Origin of the sequence: Streptomyces sp. SID11385, from assembly GCF_010548245.1 — a bacterium.
Classification (GTDB): domain Bacteria; phylum Actinomycetota; class Actinomycetes; order Streptomycetales; family Streptomycetaceae; genus Streptomyces.
Genome location: NZ_JAAGLR010000281.1, coordinates 13755 through 29145, shown reverse-complemented (window position 1 = coordinate 29145; position 15391 = coordinate 13755). Strand labels below are relative to the sequence as shown.

The 15391-nt window shown below is 74.0% G+C and carries 1 protein-coding gene; it reads left to right on the top strand.

Annotation, left to right across the window (positions count from 1 at the left end; all coding sequences use genetic code 11):
• The first annotated feature begins 1787 nt into the window (after positions 1-1787).
• Positions 1788-15224 carry a hypothetical protein gene (locus G3I42_RS08555; RefSeq protein WP_164283939.1) on the top strand — a complete coding sequence of 4479 codons (13437 nt, stop codon included), beginning with the start codon at positions 1788-1790 and terminating at the stop codon, positions 15222-15224.
• Positions 15225-15391 lie beyond the last annotated feature (167 nt).

The following is a 15391-nucleotide window of genomic DNA, read 5'->3' as shown; positions in this document are numbered from 1 at the left end:
CCCGCCCGGTGGCGGAGGGTGGGGGCACGCTCCGTGGCGCGGAGCCGGAGGGGGTCGCGGGCGGCGGTCCGGTGTCCCAAGACCCGCAGACGGCGGGTCCCGTGACGGGTTCCGCCCCGGCGTCCGGCGGTGGGCGTACGGGGGCCGGGGCGGAGGCGGGGGCCCGCCCGGTGGCGGAGGGTGGGGGCACGCTCCGTGGCGCGGAGCCGGAGGGGGTCGCGGGCGGCGGTCCGGTGTCCCAAGACCCGCAGACGGCGGGTCCCGTGACGGGTTCCGCCCCGGCGTCCGGCGGTGGGCGTACGGGGGCCGGGCTGGAGGCGGAGCCCGGAGCCCGACCGCTGGCCGGTCCCGACGCGGGCCCGGCCCGCACCGGGTCCGACAGCCACGGCCCGGCAGTGGCGAAGTCCGGCACCGACGCGGGCAAGGGCGGGAGCGAGCCGTGGCAGGTCATCCGTAAGCAGCGGCTAGAGCAGATCGCCCGCGAGCAACTCGCGGCGAAGGACACCGCGCCCGCGGGACCGGTGCCCGCGAGGGCGGAACCGGCGGCGGTCACGCCGGGGGCGGGCCCCGAGGGCGTACCGGCCTCGGAGGTCCGTGGTACCGGGGACGGGCCGGTGCCGGACCCCGCGAAGGCGGCGGCGGAGCCGTCCGCGCCGGGAGCCGGTTCCGGTGTCAGGGACAACGCGGGCGGGGGGACTTCTGCCTCGTCCGGCTCCGGCAAGGGCGAGCCGACCCACGTGACGCGCAAGCGCCGCCTGGGCGAGATCGCACGGGGCGAGCTCCGCCCACAGAACTCCGTACGCCCCGAACCGGCCGCCGGGAAGGGCGAGTCGGGGCCCGGCTCGGACGCCGCACGCGCTCCTGAGGTGTCCGCGGAGCCCTCCACCTCGGGCCCGGAGGCCGGGGCCGGCTCCGCCGCAAGGGACAACGCAGGGGGCAAGGGCAAGAACACGGGCGCGGACGGCTCGGTGGAGACCCCTGTCTCGACCCGTGCGGGCAAGGGGGAGCCGGAGCCCGGCGCCGAGACCGCACCCACGCCGGGACACGGCCCGGCGACCACCGAAGCGGGGGCCGAGAGCACGTCCGTCCGCTCTGGTTCGGTGGATGAGGGGGAGTCGTTCCGGATGAGGCCGCCGTCGTACGGGCCGGATGTGGTGGCGCGGTATGAAGCGGTTCGTGGGGGTGGGGTGCGTGGGCAGGGTCGTGGTGCGTGGTTCGAGGCGCCCAGTACGGCGCTCACGAAGGATGGCGAGGGGATTGCCGCGTTCGGGGACGAGGGGATTCGGCTCGGCGGCGCGGAGCCGGCCGCTCCGGCCCGGGGGGCCGGCGACGCTCCCGGTGAGAGTGCGGGCGTGAAGGATGTGGACGGTCCGGTGTCGGGCGAGGGCGCCGACGAGGCCCCGGCCCCGCAGGAGCACTCGGTCACGGAGTCGGTGGGGGGCGAGAGCACGTCTGTCCGTCCTGGTTCGGTGGATGAGGGGGAGTCGTTCCGGATGAGGCCGCCGTCGTACGGGCCGGATGTGGTGGCGCGGTATGAAGCGGTTCGTGGGGGTGGGGTGCGTGGGCAGGGTCGTGGTGCGTGGTTCGAGGCGCCCAGTACGGCGCTCACGAAGGATGGCGAGGGGATTGCCGCGTTCGGGGACGAGGGGACTCGGCTCGGCGGCGCGGAGCCGGCCGCTCCGGCCCGGGGGGCCGGCGACGCTCCCGCCGAGGGCGTGGGCGTGAAGAATGTGGACGGTCCGGGCTCGGGGGAGGGCGCCGGCGAAGTCCCGTCCCCGGAGGAGCACTTGGCCACGGAGCCGGTGGGGGGCGAACAGCCGCCCGCCTGGCGGGGCCAGCGGCAAGAGCGGCTGGGCGAGATCGCGCGTGGCGAGAAGATGACGCCCGGCTCCGGGACTTGGTACTACGAGGGAGACCACACCGCCATCACCCATGGCGGCGAGAAGACGGACCCGTTCTTCGCGGAGGGCACCAGGCTCGGCGGCCCCGACCACGTAAGCCCCCTCGCGCCGGAGGGCTCCGCCCCCGCACCCGTGCACGAGGGCCCGACCACACCTGCGTCCACCTCCGCCGAGGACGTGCCGCAGCCGTCCGCCGCTCCCACCGACCCGGCCGCCGGACCCATGAAGGACGACACCGCCCCCACCTCGGCGGGCGGCCCGCACCCCGAGGCCCAGCCCTCGCGGACACCGACCACGCCACCGGCCACGACGACGCACGAGGGCGAGGTGGCACCTCCCGCGCGGGACAGCGCGCCCGTACGGCCCGTCGCGGACGAGGGGCCCACGCGACCGACAACCGGGGGCGAGCCCGCGCGCGTCCCCGACAACACGGCGGTACGTTCCGGCGCCGGCGAGCCCCGCGCCGCCCGCGACGGGTCCGGGGCCACGCGGACCGCCCCCCAGGGCCCGGCAGCTCGCGGCGAGCGGTCGCAGGGAAGCGCTGCCCAGCAGAACGGTCCCGCGCGAGGCAATGGTCCCGCACGAGACAACGGTCCCGCGCGCGGCGGGAACGCGGCGGACGGACAGACCACGGGTGCGATACGCGGCACGGGCGCGGTTCGCGGCGGGGAGGCTCACCAGCCCGGCACCCACGCCCCCGGCGCCGAGCCGAGCGTGACGCGCCCCCGGGGCGAGACCGGCGAGTACCGGCCGGCTGGTCCCCAGGGCGAGCGGGGCGAGGTACGGACGGTGGGTGCGGGGGGCGTGCGTCCGGCTGGCGAGGAGACGCAGCGGGCGGCGCCTGGCATGCGTCCGGGTGCGGGCCGGGACGTGGAGACACCTGTGCCGGGCCGCCCCGCTGAGGGCGGGGCTGATGGCGGTTCCGTACCGCAGGTGGGGAGGGGAGAAGCGCCTGCGCGGGGTGCCGATGTGGGCGCCGCGCGTCCTGCCCGTGAGGTGTCGCAGGAGGCACCTGCCGCGCGCCCGGGTGGGGACCGGGATACGGGTCCGGCGGCAAAGGCCCCTGCGGCGGACCGCCCCGCCGGGGACCCGGCCGGGGACGGCTCCGCCTCGCACCGTCCCGGGGAAAAGCGTTCCGCGCCCGAACCGGCCACGCGCAAGGAGGAGGGGAAGCCCGTCCTGTCCTCCGGGCGGCCCAAGGACGACGGCAAAGCGCCCGCCAAACCCTTCGTACCGTTCTCGGACAAGGGAGCTGTCGTGGGGGAGGAGGGCGCTCATGATCCGCTGCTCTCCGCCTGGGCCTCAGGCCAGGACAGCGGCACGTCACACGTGTCCGCTGCGGGCGGCTCCCTCGGAGAACGCGCGCCGAAAAAGCCGGTGAAGCCGTTCAGCAGCCCCGGCACTGTACTCGGCACCGGCAAGCTCGACCCCGGCCTCCTCGCCCCGGACCGCCCGGGCACCGGCACCGGCACCGGCAAGGGAGCTGCTCCCGGCGCCGGGCACCGGCCGAGGACGAACACGGGTGCCAACATCGTCGGCTTCGGCGACCTGAACACGCGCCAGACGTCCAGCGGAAATGCAGGCAAGGGGACCGCCCCCGGCGCCAAGCAGCCGAGGGCGAACACCGGCGCCAACATCGTCGGCTTCGGCGACCTGAAGGCACGCCAGACGCCCGGCGGGAATGCGGCGCAGTCCGGTGCCGGTCGGGGGACGTCTGCCTCCAAGCCGCAGAACGGGCTCACCGGCAGCCACAAGTTCGGCAGCCTCGACACCATCCGGGCCAAGGAGGCGGAGGCCGCCGCGAACGGCGGCCACTACGCCTCGTCCGGCGGCGGTGGCGGCGGCCACTCCGCGCCCAAGCCGCCCTCGCGCCCCGGCCGGAGCGGCGGCAACATCCGTACCATCGAGGACATCGGCGGCGGCCAGGAGTGGAACAGCGCCCACGACCCCAGCAATCCCTGGTCCCGGAGCAACAACGGCTCCGGCAACCAGGCGTCCGCCACGACGACCGAACTACTCCATCCCGGCGAGGCCGCCGGTGACACCGCACCGTCCGGGACCGCGGGAGCCTCCTCCGCCCCCGCCGGTTCGGGCGGAGCCCGCTCGGAGAATGAACCGGGCCAGGTGTCCGGCGGCGGCCACTCGGCAGCGGTGGGCAAGTCCGGCGAGGACTCGGCCGGGCCGGCGAATGGCCCGAGCCAGTCTTCGGGCGGCGGTCATGCGGAGACGGGCGGCAAGTCCGGCGAGGGCTCCGGTACGGGTATCGGGGCGGAGTCGGGCGAGGGTTCCGGTACGGCTACCGGATCGGGCGCCGACTCCGGTGAGGCCGCCAGGACGGGTACGGGCCCCGAGGCCCAGTCCGGTACGGGCTCCGCCGGTACGACCGCCCACGGCACGGACGCGAAGTCCGGCGAGCAATCCGCCACCACGGGCGCGGGCGCCGAGACCGCCGACAAGGCTCCCGTTACCCCGGCCACCGCTACCCGTACGGACACGGCCGCGAGGACCAACGTTCGTACGGAGACGGCCGCGACGACCAACACCCGTATGGACACGGCCACGGTGACCAACACCCGCACCGACACCGCTACGGAGACCAACACCCGCACCGACACGGCCACCGAAGCCACCGCCACCACCGGTACCGGCACGCGCTCCGTCGTCACCGGCCGGCCCGCGCGCTCGTCCGCGCGGCCCAGCACGTCCCTACGGACCGAGACCGAGGCCACCTCCGTCGGGGCCACACGCCCCGGCGCACCCGTGAACGCGGACGCGTACTCGGCCCAGGGCGGGAACCCGACTCACGGCTTCACGGGTACGGCGACGGGTGAACCAGACGCGTACACGGGTGATCCGGGCGCGTACACGGGCGATCCGGGTCCGGGGGGTAGTTCCGCCGGGCACGCCGGGCAGGACTACGGAAGCGCCACTGGTACGGGGGGCAACTCGCGCCCGGCCCGCTCCTCCGACGACTACACACCCGCACTGGTCTCGAAGCCGCCCCGGCGTCTGAAGATGGCTCCACCCGTGCGCCACCACGAGCCGCAGGCACCCGGGCAGATCGCGCCGCACACGGCGGAGCCCACCCGCACGGAGACGGTCACCGAGTCCGTCCTGCCCGGAGGAGAGGCGCACACGTCCGCGCCCATGTCACCCTCCCGTACCGGGGCGATCACCGAGACGCCCACCCCGCGCACCGTCGAGCCCGTCCCAGCCGAGACCGTCACCGAGCCCGTCCCCTCGCGCGACACCCCGCAGGCCCCCGCGCCCGCGTCACCCACCCGTACCGAAACGACCACCGCGTCACCCACCGCCACCGAAACGACCACCGCGTCACCCACCGCCACCGACACGAACACCGAGTCAGCCACCCCCGCCCCCAAGCCGGATGCTCCCGCACCCACACCGGAAGCCCCCGCCCCCGCACCGCAGACCCCCGACCACATCGCACCGCACGACGCACCCCGGCCTCCCGCCCGCTCCGCCGGTGACACCGCGACGGCCAGCCCGCCCGCGAGCGAAACCGTCGTCAGCGAGCCCCCGAGCGAGCACCGTTACCCAGGTGTGCCCGATGCCCACGCGGACATCGCCATCGACCACCTCCAGGAGGTCGGCTACGCCTTCCGTGGAGGGATGCGTCCGCGCCCCCAGGGGCTCAGTGCCGATGCCGTCACGCACGCGGCGCAGCAGCGCGACGATCTCGTCGTCACCCATGTGGCCAGGGCGTACGCGCACGGCGGTGCCAAGGCGGCCCGTAAGGCGGCGCTCTCCGCGCTGCCGGTCCGCGACGACGAGAGCCGCGACAACAAGACACTCGTCGCGAACTGGACCGCGAAGATCGAGCAGCGTGCCCAGCCCGGGGTGAAGGTCACCCCGCGTGCGCTCTCCGTTCTCGACTGGCTCGGGGCGCAGGAGCTGACCTCCCCACAGCGGAAGAGTCTTGAGGTCTGGAAAGCGGTGATCTCCGCCAACATCAGCAGCGAGCTGAACGCCGCCGCTCACCATGAGGTCCCCGGGACGACCGCTGCCGCCAAGGAACCCGCCCCCGCGGCCGAGCCCGGGACGACAAGCGCCACGACCACCGGAACCGCCCCCGCGCGCACGGAGCCCGCACCGACCGACCACGTATCCACACAGCCCACACCCACACAGCCCGCACCCGCGGAAACCGCCGCGCCCCGGTCCGCGCCCCCCGCCGTGACGTACGAACCCGGCTCGGCGGCCGATCTGCACCAGATCGCGAAGGACCTCTTCCCGCCGCGCGCGTCCGCGACCCCCGACGAGCCGCAGCCGTTCCTCGCGGGTGTGCGGGACGAGGACACGTTGCTCGCCATGGATGTGCTGGCCTCGCACGGCCACGAGTTCCCGCGCGGGCCCGGCACCGTTACCGATGCCGTGCGGGGGCAGCAGGAGGTCATCGTCCGCGCGGTCGTCGACGCGCTCGCCACCCGCGACGCGGGAAACCTGACGTCGGTACTGCGCGCGACCCGTCCACTGACCTCGCACGGCAGTACCCCCGAGGCGCAGGTCGATCAGCACATGGAGAACCTGGAGACGGAGCTGGCGCAGCGCGGCACGGTCACCCCGGACATCCTGCGCCGGGTCAACTGGCTGGACGATCAGCGCTCGTGGATGACCGACGAGCAGGAGCTGCGGCTCCATCAGATCGAGCGGAGCCTTCACCAGTCCATCACCCTGCAACTCGCCCTCGCGAGGGACCCGGGAAGGGGAACGCAACCCCGGCTGGTCCTGAGCCCCCGCCCCGCCGGGGGCCCGCAGCGGAACTACGTCCCCGGCGTACCGAACAGGCATGCCGCCCGCGCGATCGCCGTCCTCGACGACGTCGGCTACGTCTTCCACGACGGCCCGCGCCCCGGCCGCGACGGGCTCCCTGGTCCCTCGGCCGTGGAGGAGTGGCAGCACGAGCAGCTCATCATCTCCGACGTCGCCCGGACCTACGCGCACAGCGGCGAGGAGGCGGCCCGTACGGTCGCCGTCTCGGCCCTTCCGGTCAGCGACCACGTGGGCCGTGACGAGGGCACACTCGTCACCCAGTTCGCGGAGGCGTTGAGGTGGCGGGCCCGGCAAGGTGTCAAGGTGACCCCCCGGATGCTCATGACCCTGAAGTGGACGCGCACGCGCACCCATCTGATGAGCAAGGAACAACAGGAGACCTTCAAGACCACCCGAGAGCTCATCACCGCTCACCTCCGTGACGAGCTGCACCGCCTGGCTCATCCCGAGGAAGGCCGCGCCGCCGATTCCGGGTGGTTGTCCGGGCCCGCCGGGCACGGCCGGCCGGGGAGGGCCGCCTCCGCGACCGAGCCCGCAAGGACGACGACGGTCCCCGAACCGCACTCGGCGGAGCCGATGGGCCCCACGGACCCGGTGGACCCGGCGGCGCTCGATCTCGGCGCGATCGCGAAGGACCTCGCCTCGTGGCGCAGCCGCGTCAAGGGTGCCGAGAACGCGAAGAAGACGCACAACCCGGAGATCGGGGACAACCCACAGCACACCGAAGGAGCGGAAGGTGTGACGCCGCAGTCGGACACGTTGCTCCCGGGCCAGGCGGACCAGCACACGCGGGACGCGATGCGCCGTATGGCGGACGAAGGCTTCGAGTTCCCGCGTGTGTTGGGCGATTCACCGGCGGGGGATTCCCTGCGCAGGCAGGTGGAGACCTCCGTACGCTACGTCGCGGACGCGCTGGAGAGCGGCGATTCCGCATGGGTCACCGAGGCGCTGGGCGCCGTCAAACCCCTGTCCCCGGAGGGTTTCGGCACGCCGCGGCGGATCGCCGCCGAGCTGGACGATCTCGAATGGGAGATCGGCGCGGGCCTGGTCGTGACTCCCGCCATGCTTCACCGGGTCGGCCGGCTCGGCGCGCACCGGTCCCGGATGACGGGGGAGCAGGAGCTCAGACTCGTACGGATGCACCACGCCCTCCAGCGGATCGTGCCCTCGCAGCTCATCCTGGCCCAGACACCGCGTACGGGGCCAGGGCCGGTGCGCGTTCCCCGTCCGTCACGTCCGTCTCCCCCGGAGCGGCAGTTCTACCCGGGGGTCTCCAACGCCGACGCGGTCAAGGCGGCCACGACTCTGACCGGCGCGGGATACGTGTTCCACGACGCGGCGGGCAAGGGCCTCGGCGCCCGGGCGCTGGAGGCACTGCGCCACGACTACTTCGTCCTCACCGAGGTGGCCAAGGCGCACGCGGCCGGGAAGGCGGACCGCGCGCGGGCGATCGCCGTCTCCGCGCTGCCCATCGGCGACCACACCGGCCACGACCCGCGCGCACGCGTCTCCAGGTGGGTGCCGGGGCTGCGACCGCGTGCCCAGGCGGACGCGAAGGTGACCCCGCGCGCGCTGAAGGTGATCCTGTGGCTGCGTGCCCACAGGGACCTGATGACACCGGAGGAGCTGGAAAGCTTCTCGATCTCCGACGCGGTCATCCACGCGAACCTGTCCAGGGAGCTGTACCGGGCGGCCCATCCCGACGACGCGCCGAAGCCTGAACCCCGGCGCGAGCCCGAGTCCGAGCCGGTGACCGAGTCCGAGTCCCGGCAGGAGCCCGAACCCCGGCCCGACTCCCAGCCCGAGCCCGAGTCCAAGCCTGGGAGCGAGCCCGAATCCGCCGCCAACTCCACCTTCACACAGTCAATTTCCGCTGACGATCAGCCCGTACCCCAGACCTCCGAAGAACCCGCCACGGCTCCCGCGGGGCCGCCGCTCGCGGAGCCCCCGCTCCCCGAGCCCTCCACCGGCCCCGGGCCCGACCTGCTCTCCATCGCCAGGGATCTGTCCTCGTGGCGGTCCCGCGTGCCGCGGCCCGAGAACCCGGAGGCTCCGGCGGCCGAATCCCCGCAGGTGCTCGCGGGGGTGCCGGACGCGCGCACGTCCGAGGCGATGGCACACATGGCCGCTGAGGGCTTCGAGTTCCCGCGCTTCCTCGGCGCCTCGTCGGCCGGGGACTCCCGGCGTCGGCAGATCGAGCTGGCCATTCGGTTCGTGGCGGACGCGCTGGCGAGCGGTGACGCCGAGAGGCTGGCCGACGCGGTGCGCACGGTGCGGTCGCTGAACGCGGCGGGCGACGGTACACCGATACGGGAGCAGATCGCCACGCACCTCGGCGACGTCGAGCGCGCGGCGGGCGCGGGCGGTGCGGTGACCCCGGACACGCTCCGCCGGGCCGAATGGCTCAGCAAGCACCGCTCGCGGTTCACCGCCGAGCAGGAGCACCGCCTCGTACGGCTCCACCGCACGCTGCGGCGCACCGTACGCGCGCAGCTCGACCAGGCGGCACGTACCCCCGGGGCGGTACGGCCGAACGTGCAGGGACCCGTCACGGAGCCGCAGGAACCGCAGGAGCCGCACACCGCGACGCAAGCGCCCGCGCCCGCCCACGAACCGGACGTCACCGCCACGCTCGCCGAGGCGTGGGTCGCCTTGGCCGACGGCGGCGTCCGCACGCTTCGGGAGAGAGGGACGCTGGAGTGGCTGGCCGCGCGAGTCCCGGGCATGGACGCGGCGCAGACGCAGAGCTACACGCTCCTCCTTGACGCTCTCGCCAAGACCACACCGGACCTGGTACCGGCTCCGACGCCGACCCCGCCCCCCGTGGCGGACACCCCCGACGTCATCCAGGTGTGGACCGCGGCGGGCGACACGGCGCTGATCGACGGCACCCTCGGAGCGCTGGCCCAAGGACTCGAATCCGGCATGTCGCAGCGCCACCTGCGAAGCCTGGTGCAAAACCTCTCCCAGTGGTCCGGCCACATGTCCGCCCCCCAGCGCACGCGCTTCGACATGCTGCGCGGTCGCGTCCCCGACGGACCTCGCCGCGCACTTCCCGCCCCGCCCGTACCCCAGCAGCCCGTCCCCTCCGCCACGCAGAGCACCCAGCACCCCCAGGCCCCGGCCGCGCGCCCCCCGCACGCGCAGCGACCAGCACCCGCTCCCACCCCGCGACCAGCGCCCGCTCCCGCCCCGCCCCGGGCTCTACCGCCCGTACCCCCGCGCCCGCTGCCCGCCACCCCCACCACACCCGCCGCCCCTGCCGCTGCCACCACCGCCTCCGCGGCCCAGACTGCGCCGCCGGTACGACCCTCCCGGCCGAATCGGGGCGGAGGAGCGGTCGACGAGGCGAGCCGCGCGCAGCTCAGCCAGATGCTGAACGACGCACGCCGTTCCACGGTGCGGACGTCCACGGCCCTGTCGCCGCGCGTGCGAACGCCGGAGTCGGTACGGCCCCACGAGCAGCCCCCGGCCGAGCCGGCGCAGCGCCACGAGCAGCCCCCGGCCGAGCTGCCGGTCCCCGCGAACACCGTGGTCGACTACGGCATGGTCGGAGCCGAGTTCGAGACCTCCTGGGGGCTCAGGCTGTCCGGCGCTTCCGGCCACGGCCTCGTGCTGGCGCGGAACAAGGACCTCAGACTGGTCACCGAGCAACTGACCCAGGACAGCGAAGCGTTCCTGGAGCTGGTCGGCCTGCCCATCACCTTCAACGGCGACCCGGCCGGTGTCACGGAGCAGTCCTTCTGGTCCTCCGTCACGTCGACGATGGGCGCCCTGACCGAGAACGCGAGCCTCAACAGCCTCTTCCCCCACGGCAGCGGCTACACCGTTCACCACGACGCACAGTTCGTCCTGAACGGCGGGGCCTCCGACATCTCCGCGCAGTGGACGGTCGGCATCCACCCCTCGGAGCTGCTGCCCTGGCTGGAGGACGCGCGGTTCATGGGCAGCGACGCACCGCCCACCGCGGGACAGGACGTGGAACACGGGGCCGCGTTCGCGAAGGAGATCGCCGCCCGCTTCCTCGCCACGACGCACGGCCTGGAGGACGTGGACCCCGACCTCGTCTGGCACCTCTTCGACGACACCGAGTACCGCTCCCTCGTCGGTCTGCTGGCCCTGGTGTTCACCCAGGCCATGACGGCGGTGCGGATGATGTCCGACATCGTCGGGCGACGCGAGCCCAAACGCTGGTTCAAGAGCTACCTGGTCGCCGCGTCCCGGCACGACCCGCTCACGCTGTCCCAGCAGCTCACCCGGCGCGCGCTCGAATTCCTGGACGGTCACCACCGCTGGGTGCTGGAGAAGTTCACCGAGTACGCGCGCCTCGGCACGGGCCACGGGGCAGCATGGAACCCGCTGGACGCCCCGTTCAGCGACACCGTCTCCGCCTCCGACTACCTGAAGTCCTTCATCCGTCTCGTACCGCGCAAGGATGTGCCGCAGCGCGCTCTGGAGATCCACACCTCCTTCCCCGAGCCGGACAACGGCAAGGTGCTCATCGAGGTGCGCGAGTTCCCCGAGGTGCAGAGCATCGCCGAGGCGCGCGCGATGTACGAACAGGTCAAGACGCGCGCGCAGATCCGCCACCGCGCCGCGGCCCGCCGTCCGGCGGTGACGGGCTCGCCCGTCGCCCTGCACCGCCAGCTGGCCGCGGACGGCGGTGTCGCGGACACCGTGGCACGGCTGGTGCGCGGTACGGACCGGCTCGACGCCTTCCGCCGCCGCCACGGCGGCGCCGACTGGTCGCTGTGGCAGGACGATGTCGCCGACCAGGTGCGTCGCGCACTCGCCCCGCGCCCGGACGGCGCCACTACGGCCGGACGGAACCCGCGACCGTACGGCGACGAGCGGCAACGAGCGGACGCCGCCCGCGTCCTGCACACGTTCGGGGCACGGCTCACGCGGTTCGCCTCCAACGTCGTCTTCCAGAGCGACGGTCTGCGCTGGCCGCAGGTCGCGAGCACCTGGGCACAGGTGATGGGGGACCTGGCGCAGCTCCACGAGGCGATGACGGGCGAACGCGTGGCGTGGCCGCCGCGGGAGTTCGCCGTCACGGGAGCGGATCGCCTCGACGACGCGGTCACGGTCCTGGCGCAGGACCCGTCGAGCAGGACGGCCTTGGTGAACGTCGTGCACCAGGCGCGGCTGTGGCGCCAGGCGGGCGAGGGCGGGACGACGGCCGAGGCCGTCCACGAACTGGAGCGACGGGCGCTGTACCTGCTGACCGGTGCGGAAGCCGCGCACGTCGCGGATGCGCGACCCGTACCGCACGCACCGACGGGCGTATCCCCCGGAGCGGCGGCCGATGCCCCAGTGGTCCGCTACCCACGTCCTTCGGCCGCCGCGCTGGGGGAGTGGGCCGAGCGCTTCGGGTACGCCCAGGACTACTTCCGCACCGCTCGGGACACGGCTCTCCGCCGCGAGCAGGCCCGGCGGATCGTGGAGCGCCACCACCTCACCCCTCCGACACGGAGCGAGGACCCCTCGGCCGAGGCGGGCGCCTACCGGCAGCTGCACGGCCAGATCGTCGATCTGGTCGGCTATTTCCTGGCCCAGCGGGGCGGAAGGGCCCACGCCGAGGCGCAGGCGGACGCACTCGCCCAGGAGACCGCCGCTGCCTTCGGCAGCACCCGGCCCGGCACGCTGCCGGCCGCGTCCTCCGCCCCGCTCGGCGACCACGTCGTCCAGGTGTGGCACGCGGAGACCGACGACCACATCGCCCAGGGACTCCTCAAGAGCCTCTGGGACGCCGTCGGCAGGGGACAGCTGTTCAGCGGCCAGTCCCAGGCGATGATCACTCAACTCGACGCACGACGAGCTGAGTTGTCCCAGACGCAGGAAACCTCCCTGGACCTCCTGCAGCTGATGACCAGGGAGGGCGGGAACGAGGGGACCGAGGCGCCCGCCTCGGTGCCCGAGGTTCCGGCGGTCGCATACGACGAGCACCACGAACCCGACGCGTACGAGGAATACGTCGAGGACGACGAGGACGAGGAGCTGTGGGGCGCGGGCCCGGACACACCCGGCTACGACACCCCGACGTACGGTACGAGCACGTACGGCCCGGGCACGTACTCCGGCACGCACGACTCCGGCCTCTACGCCCCGCCCCCCGAGGCCACCCCGGCACCCGCCGCCCCCGAGCAGGCCCGCCCGGGTCCCGTCGCCCCGCACCGGCAGGACCCCGGCCGCCGGGCGCCGGCCGGCCGGCCCGAACCGCTCCCGGTCCCCGACCGGCCGGCCGATCCCGGCCCGGGCACCGCCGCTCACCCGGCGATGCCCTCCACCCCTCTCACCCCCGCTCAGGAGAAGGGGCTCGCCGCCTTCGTGCAGGCGATGCGCCCCCTGCGGGCATACGTCCAGCAGCACGCCACCCGCGCCGCCCACGAGGCGCCCGACGCACACACGACCGAGCCGGAACAGGCCACCGTCACCCCGGAGGCCGGACACGCCCCCCACGAGGTGGAGGTCGTCCTCGCGGCATCGCCCGGAGCGGCGACACTGGCCGAGTTCCGGGAGAACTACAACGTCGGCCACGCCTTCCTCGCGGTCCGGCTCCCCGGCGAGCCCAAGCCCCTCGTCTTCGGCTTCGGCCCCTTGGGCGAGCCCTCACCGGCGGCCGTGCTCACCGGCTTCGCGGCGGGCTCCGTCCATCAGGAAACCCAGTACGACCTCCTCGACCCGACCAACGAGGTACTGCTCACCTTCCGCTTCACCGCCGAGCAGTTGACCCGGGCCTACCTCTACGCGGAGCGCAACTTCGAGAACCAGTACAGCCTCCTCACCTACAACTGCGTCGTCTTCGCCCGCGACTTCATCGCGGCGGGGCTCGGCACGGACATCGTGCCGAGCGAGGTGCTCAGCCCCAACGACCTCATCGACGCCATGCGTGCCGGACGGCGCGGCGACTGGGCCGACAACCCGCACCTCGTGGAACTCACCAGCGAAGACCGGGAGGTGCTGAGCCAGGCGGTGGGGCGGCCGGACCGGGAGGCGCTGGAGTGGGCGAAGTACCGCCTCGCCCTGGACCACCAGCGCCCGCTGGTGATCGGCGAGCACACCGAGACGCAACAGCGCCAGCTGGCCCTGCTCGGCAACTTCGCCACGATGATCGCCGCCGAGTGGCGCGGCGGCGCGGGCGAGGAACAGGCGCTGCGGCTCTCCGCCGACCTCGGACGCCGCTACGGCACGCTGCGCGCCCCGGTCGCCGACCCCCTAGAGGCGGTGGCACAAGCACTGCGCCCGCTGGCCGACTTCGCGCAGGAGGCCACCGAGGGCGGCCCGGCCGCCGAGGTCGTGGTGATGGCGGGCGCCGAAGGCCGGCCCGCGCTCGCGGTACGCCTGCCGGGCCGGCCCGAACCGGTCGGCTTCCGCTTCGGGCTGGTGCGGGAGGCCCCGGACGCGACGATGTGGGACTGGGGCAGGGGCGGGATCTTCCTCGAACACTCCCGGCAGCTCTACGTCCAGACCACCGAGATCCTCGCCGCCTTCCCGGTGGACGTGGCACGGCTCGCGGACGGCTACCTGTTCGCCCTCCAGTACACCGACCCCGTCGCCAACGCGGACAGCTACCACACCAGCCGCCACAACGGCGCCCATTTCGTACGGGAGTTCCTCGCCGCCGTGCTGGGCGACGACCCGTTCACCTTCCCGGAGGGCACCGAGAGCGCCTTTCTCGACGCCCTGCGCGCCCGCACCGAGCACGCCTGGGCCGACGGCGAGGTCCCGCTCGTCCCGCTCTCCGCCAAGGACCAGGAGGCCGTCGCGCGCAGCCGGATACGCGACGCCTCCCTCGACGTCCTGACAACGGCGGCGGTGTGGGCGCACCAGCGGGTGACGGTGGACCACCAGCGGCCGGCCTTCTCCGGCAGGCCCACCACGGAGCAGCGGGCCCGCACCGAGCAACTGGAGCAGTTCGCCTCGCTGATCGCCCACACCTACCGGCTGGCGGGCAGAGAGGTGGCGCTGGCCGAGTCCTTCGCGCTGGGGCAGCAGTACGGCACCTGGCGGTGGACCGGCACCCACCGGAGCGACCCGCACCTCGAAACCCCGATGGACGACCCGCTCGCCGCCCTCGCGGCGGCCGAGGAGAAGCGGGCCGAGACCGGACCGCCCGCCACGCCCCCTCCAGGCGCCGCGCCGGCGCCCCGCCCCGAGGCCGCCGCACCCGCGCCCGGCACGCGGGAGAACCCGGTCGAGTACTCCCCGCAGGACTTCCCGCAGCTCGCCGAGTACCTCCGCGCCTCCGGCTGGCAGCCGGGCGAACCGGCCCCCGTCCAAGGGGTCGGGGCCGAACTGGCGGCGATGGTGACGGCGCACATCGAACGCACCCTGACACAGGCCGGGGAACCGGCCCAAGAGGTGTACGTCCACCTGTCGACCTTCCCCGGCGACGAAGCGGACTGGATCAGCCACGTGTTCCACCTCGTGCCGCCGCTCTACGGCCATACCGTGCACGTGCTCTTCCAAGGCCTCGACATCAGCCTCTGCCCACCCGCCGACGGCACGACGACCACGGAGGTGTGACCCAGCCGGACGCGTGCGACGAAGCCGGCGCGGGAGGACGTACGAACCGCCCCACGAAGACGACGTGCGAACCGGCGCCTTTCCGGCGCCGGTTCCACGTTTCCCTCGTACGTCGGTGACAGCGGAGAGCCGGGTACGCGCGGCGCCCGCGTATGCGGCGGGGGCCC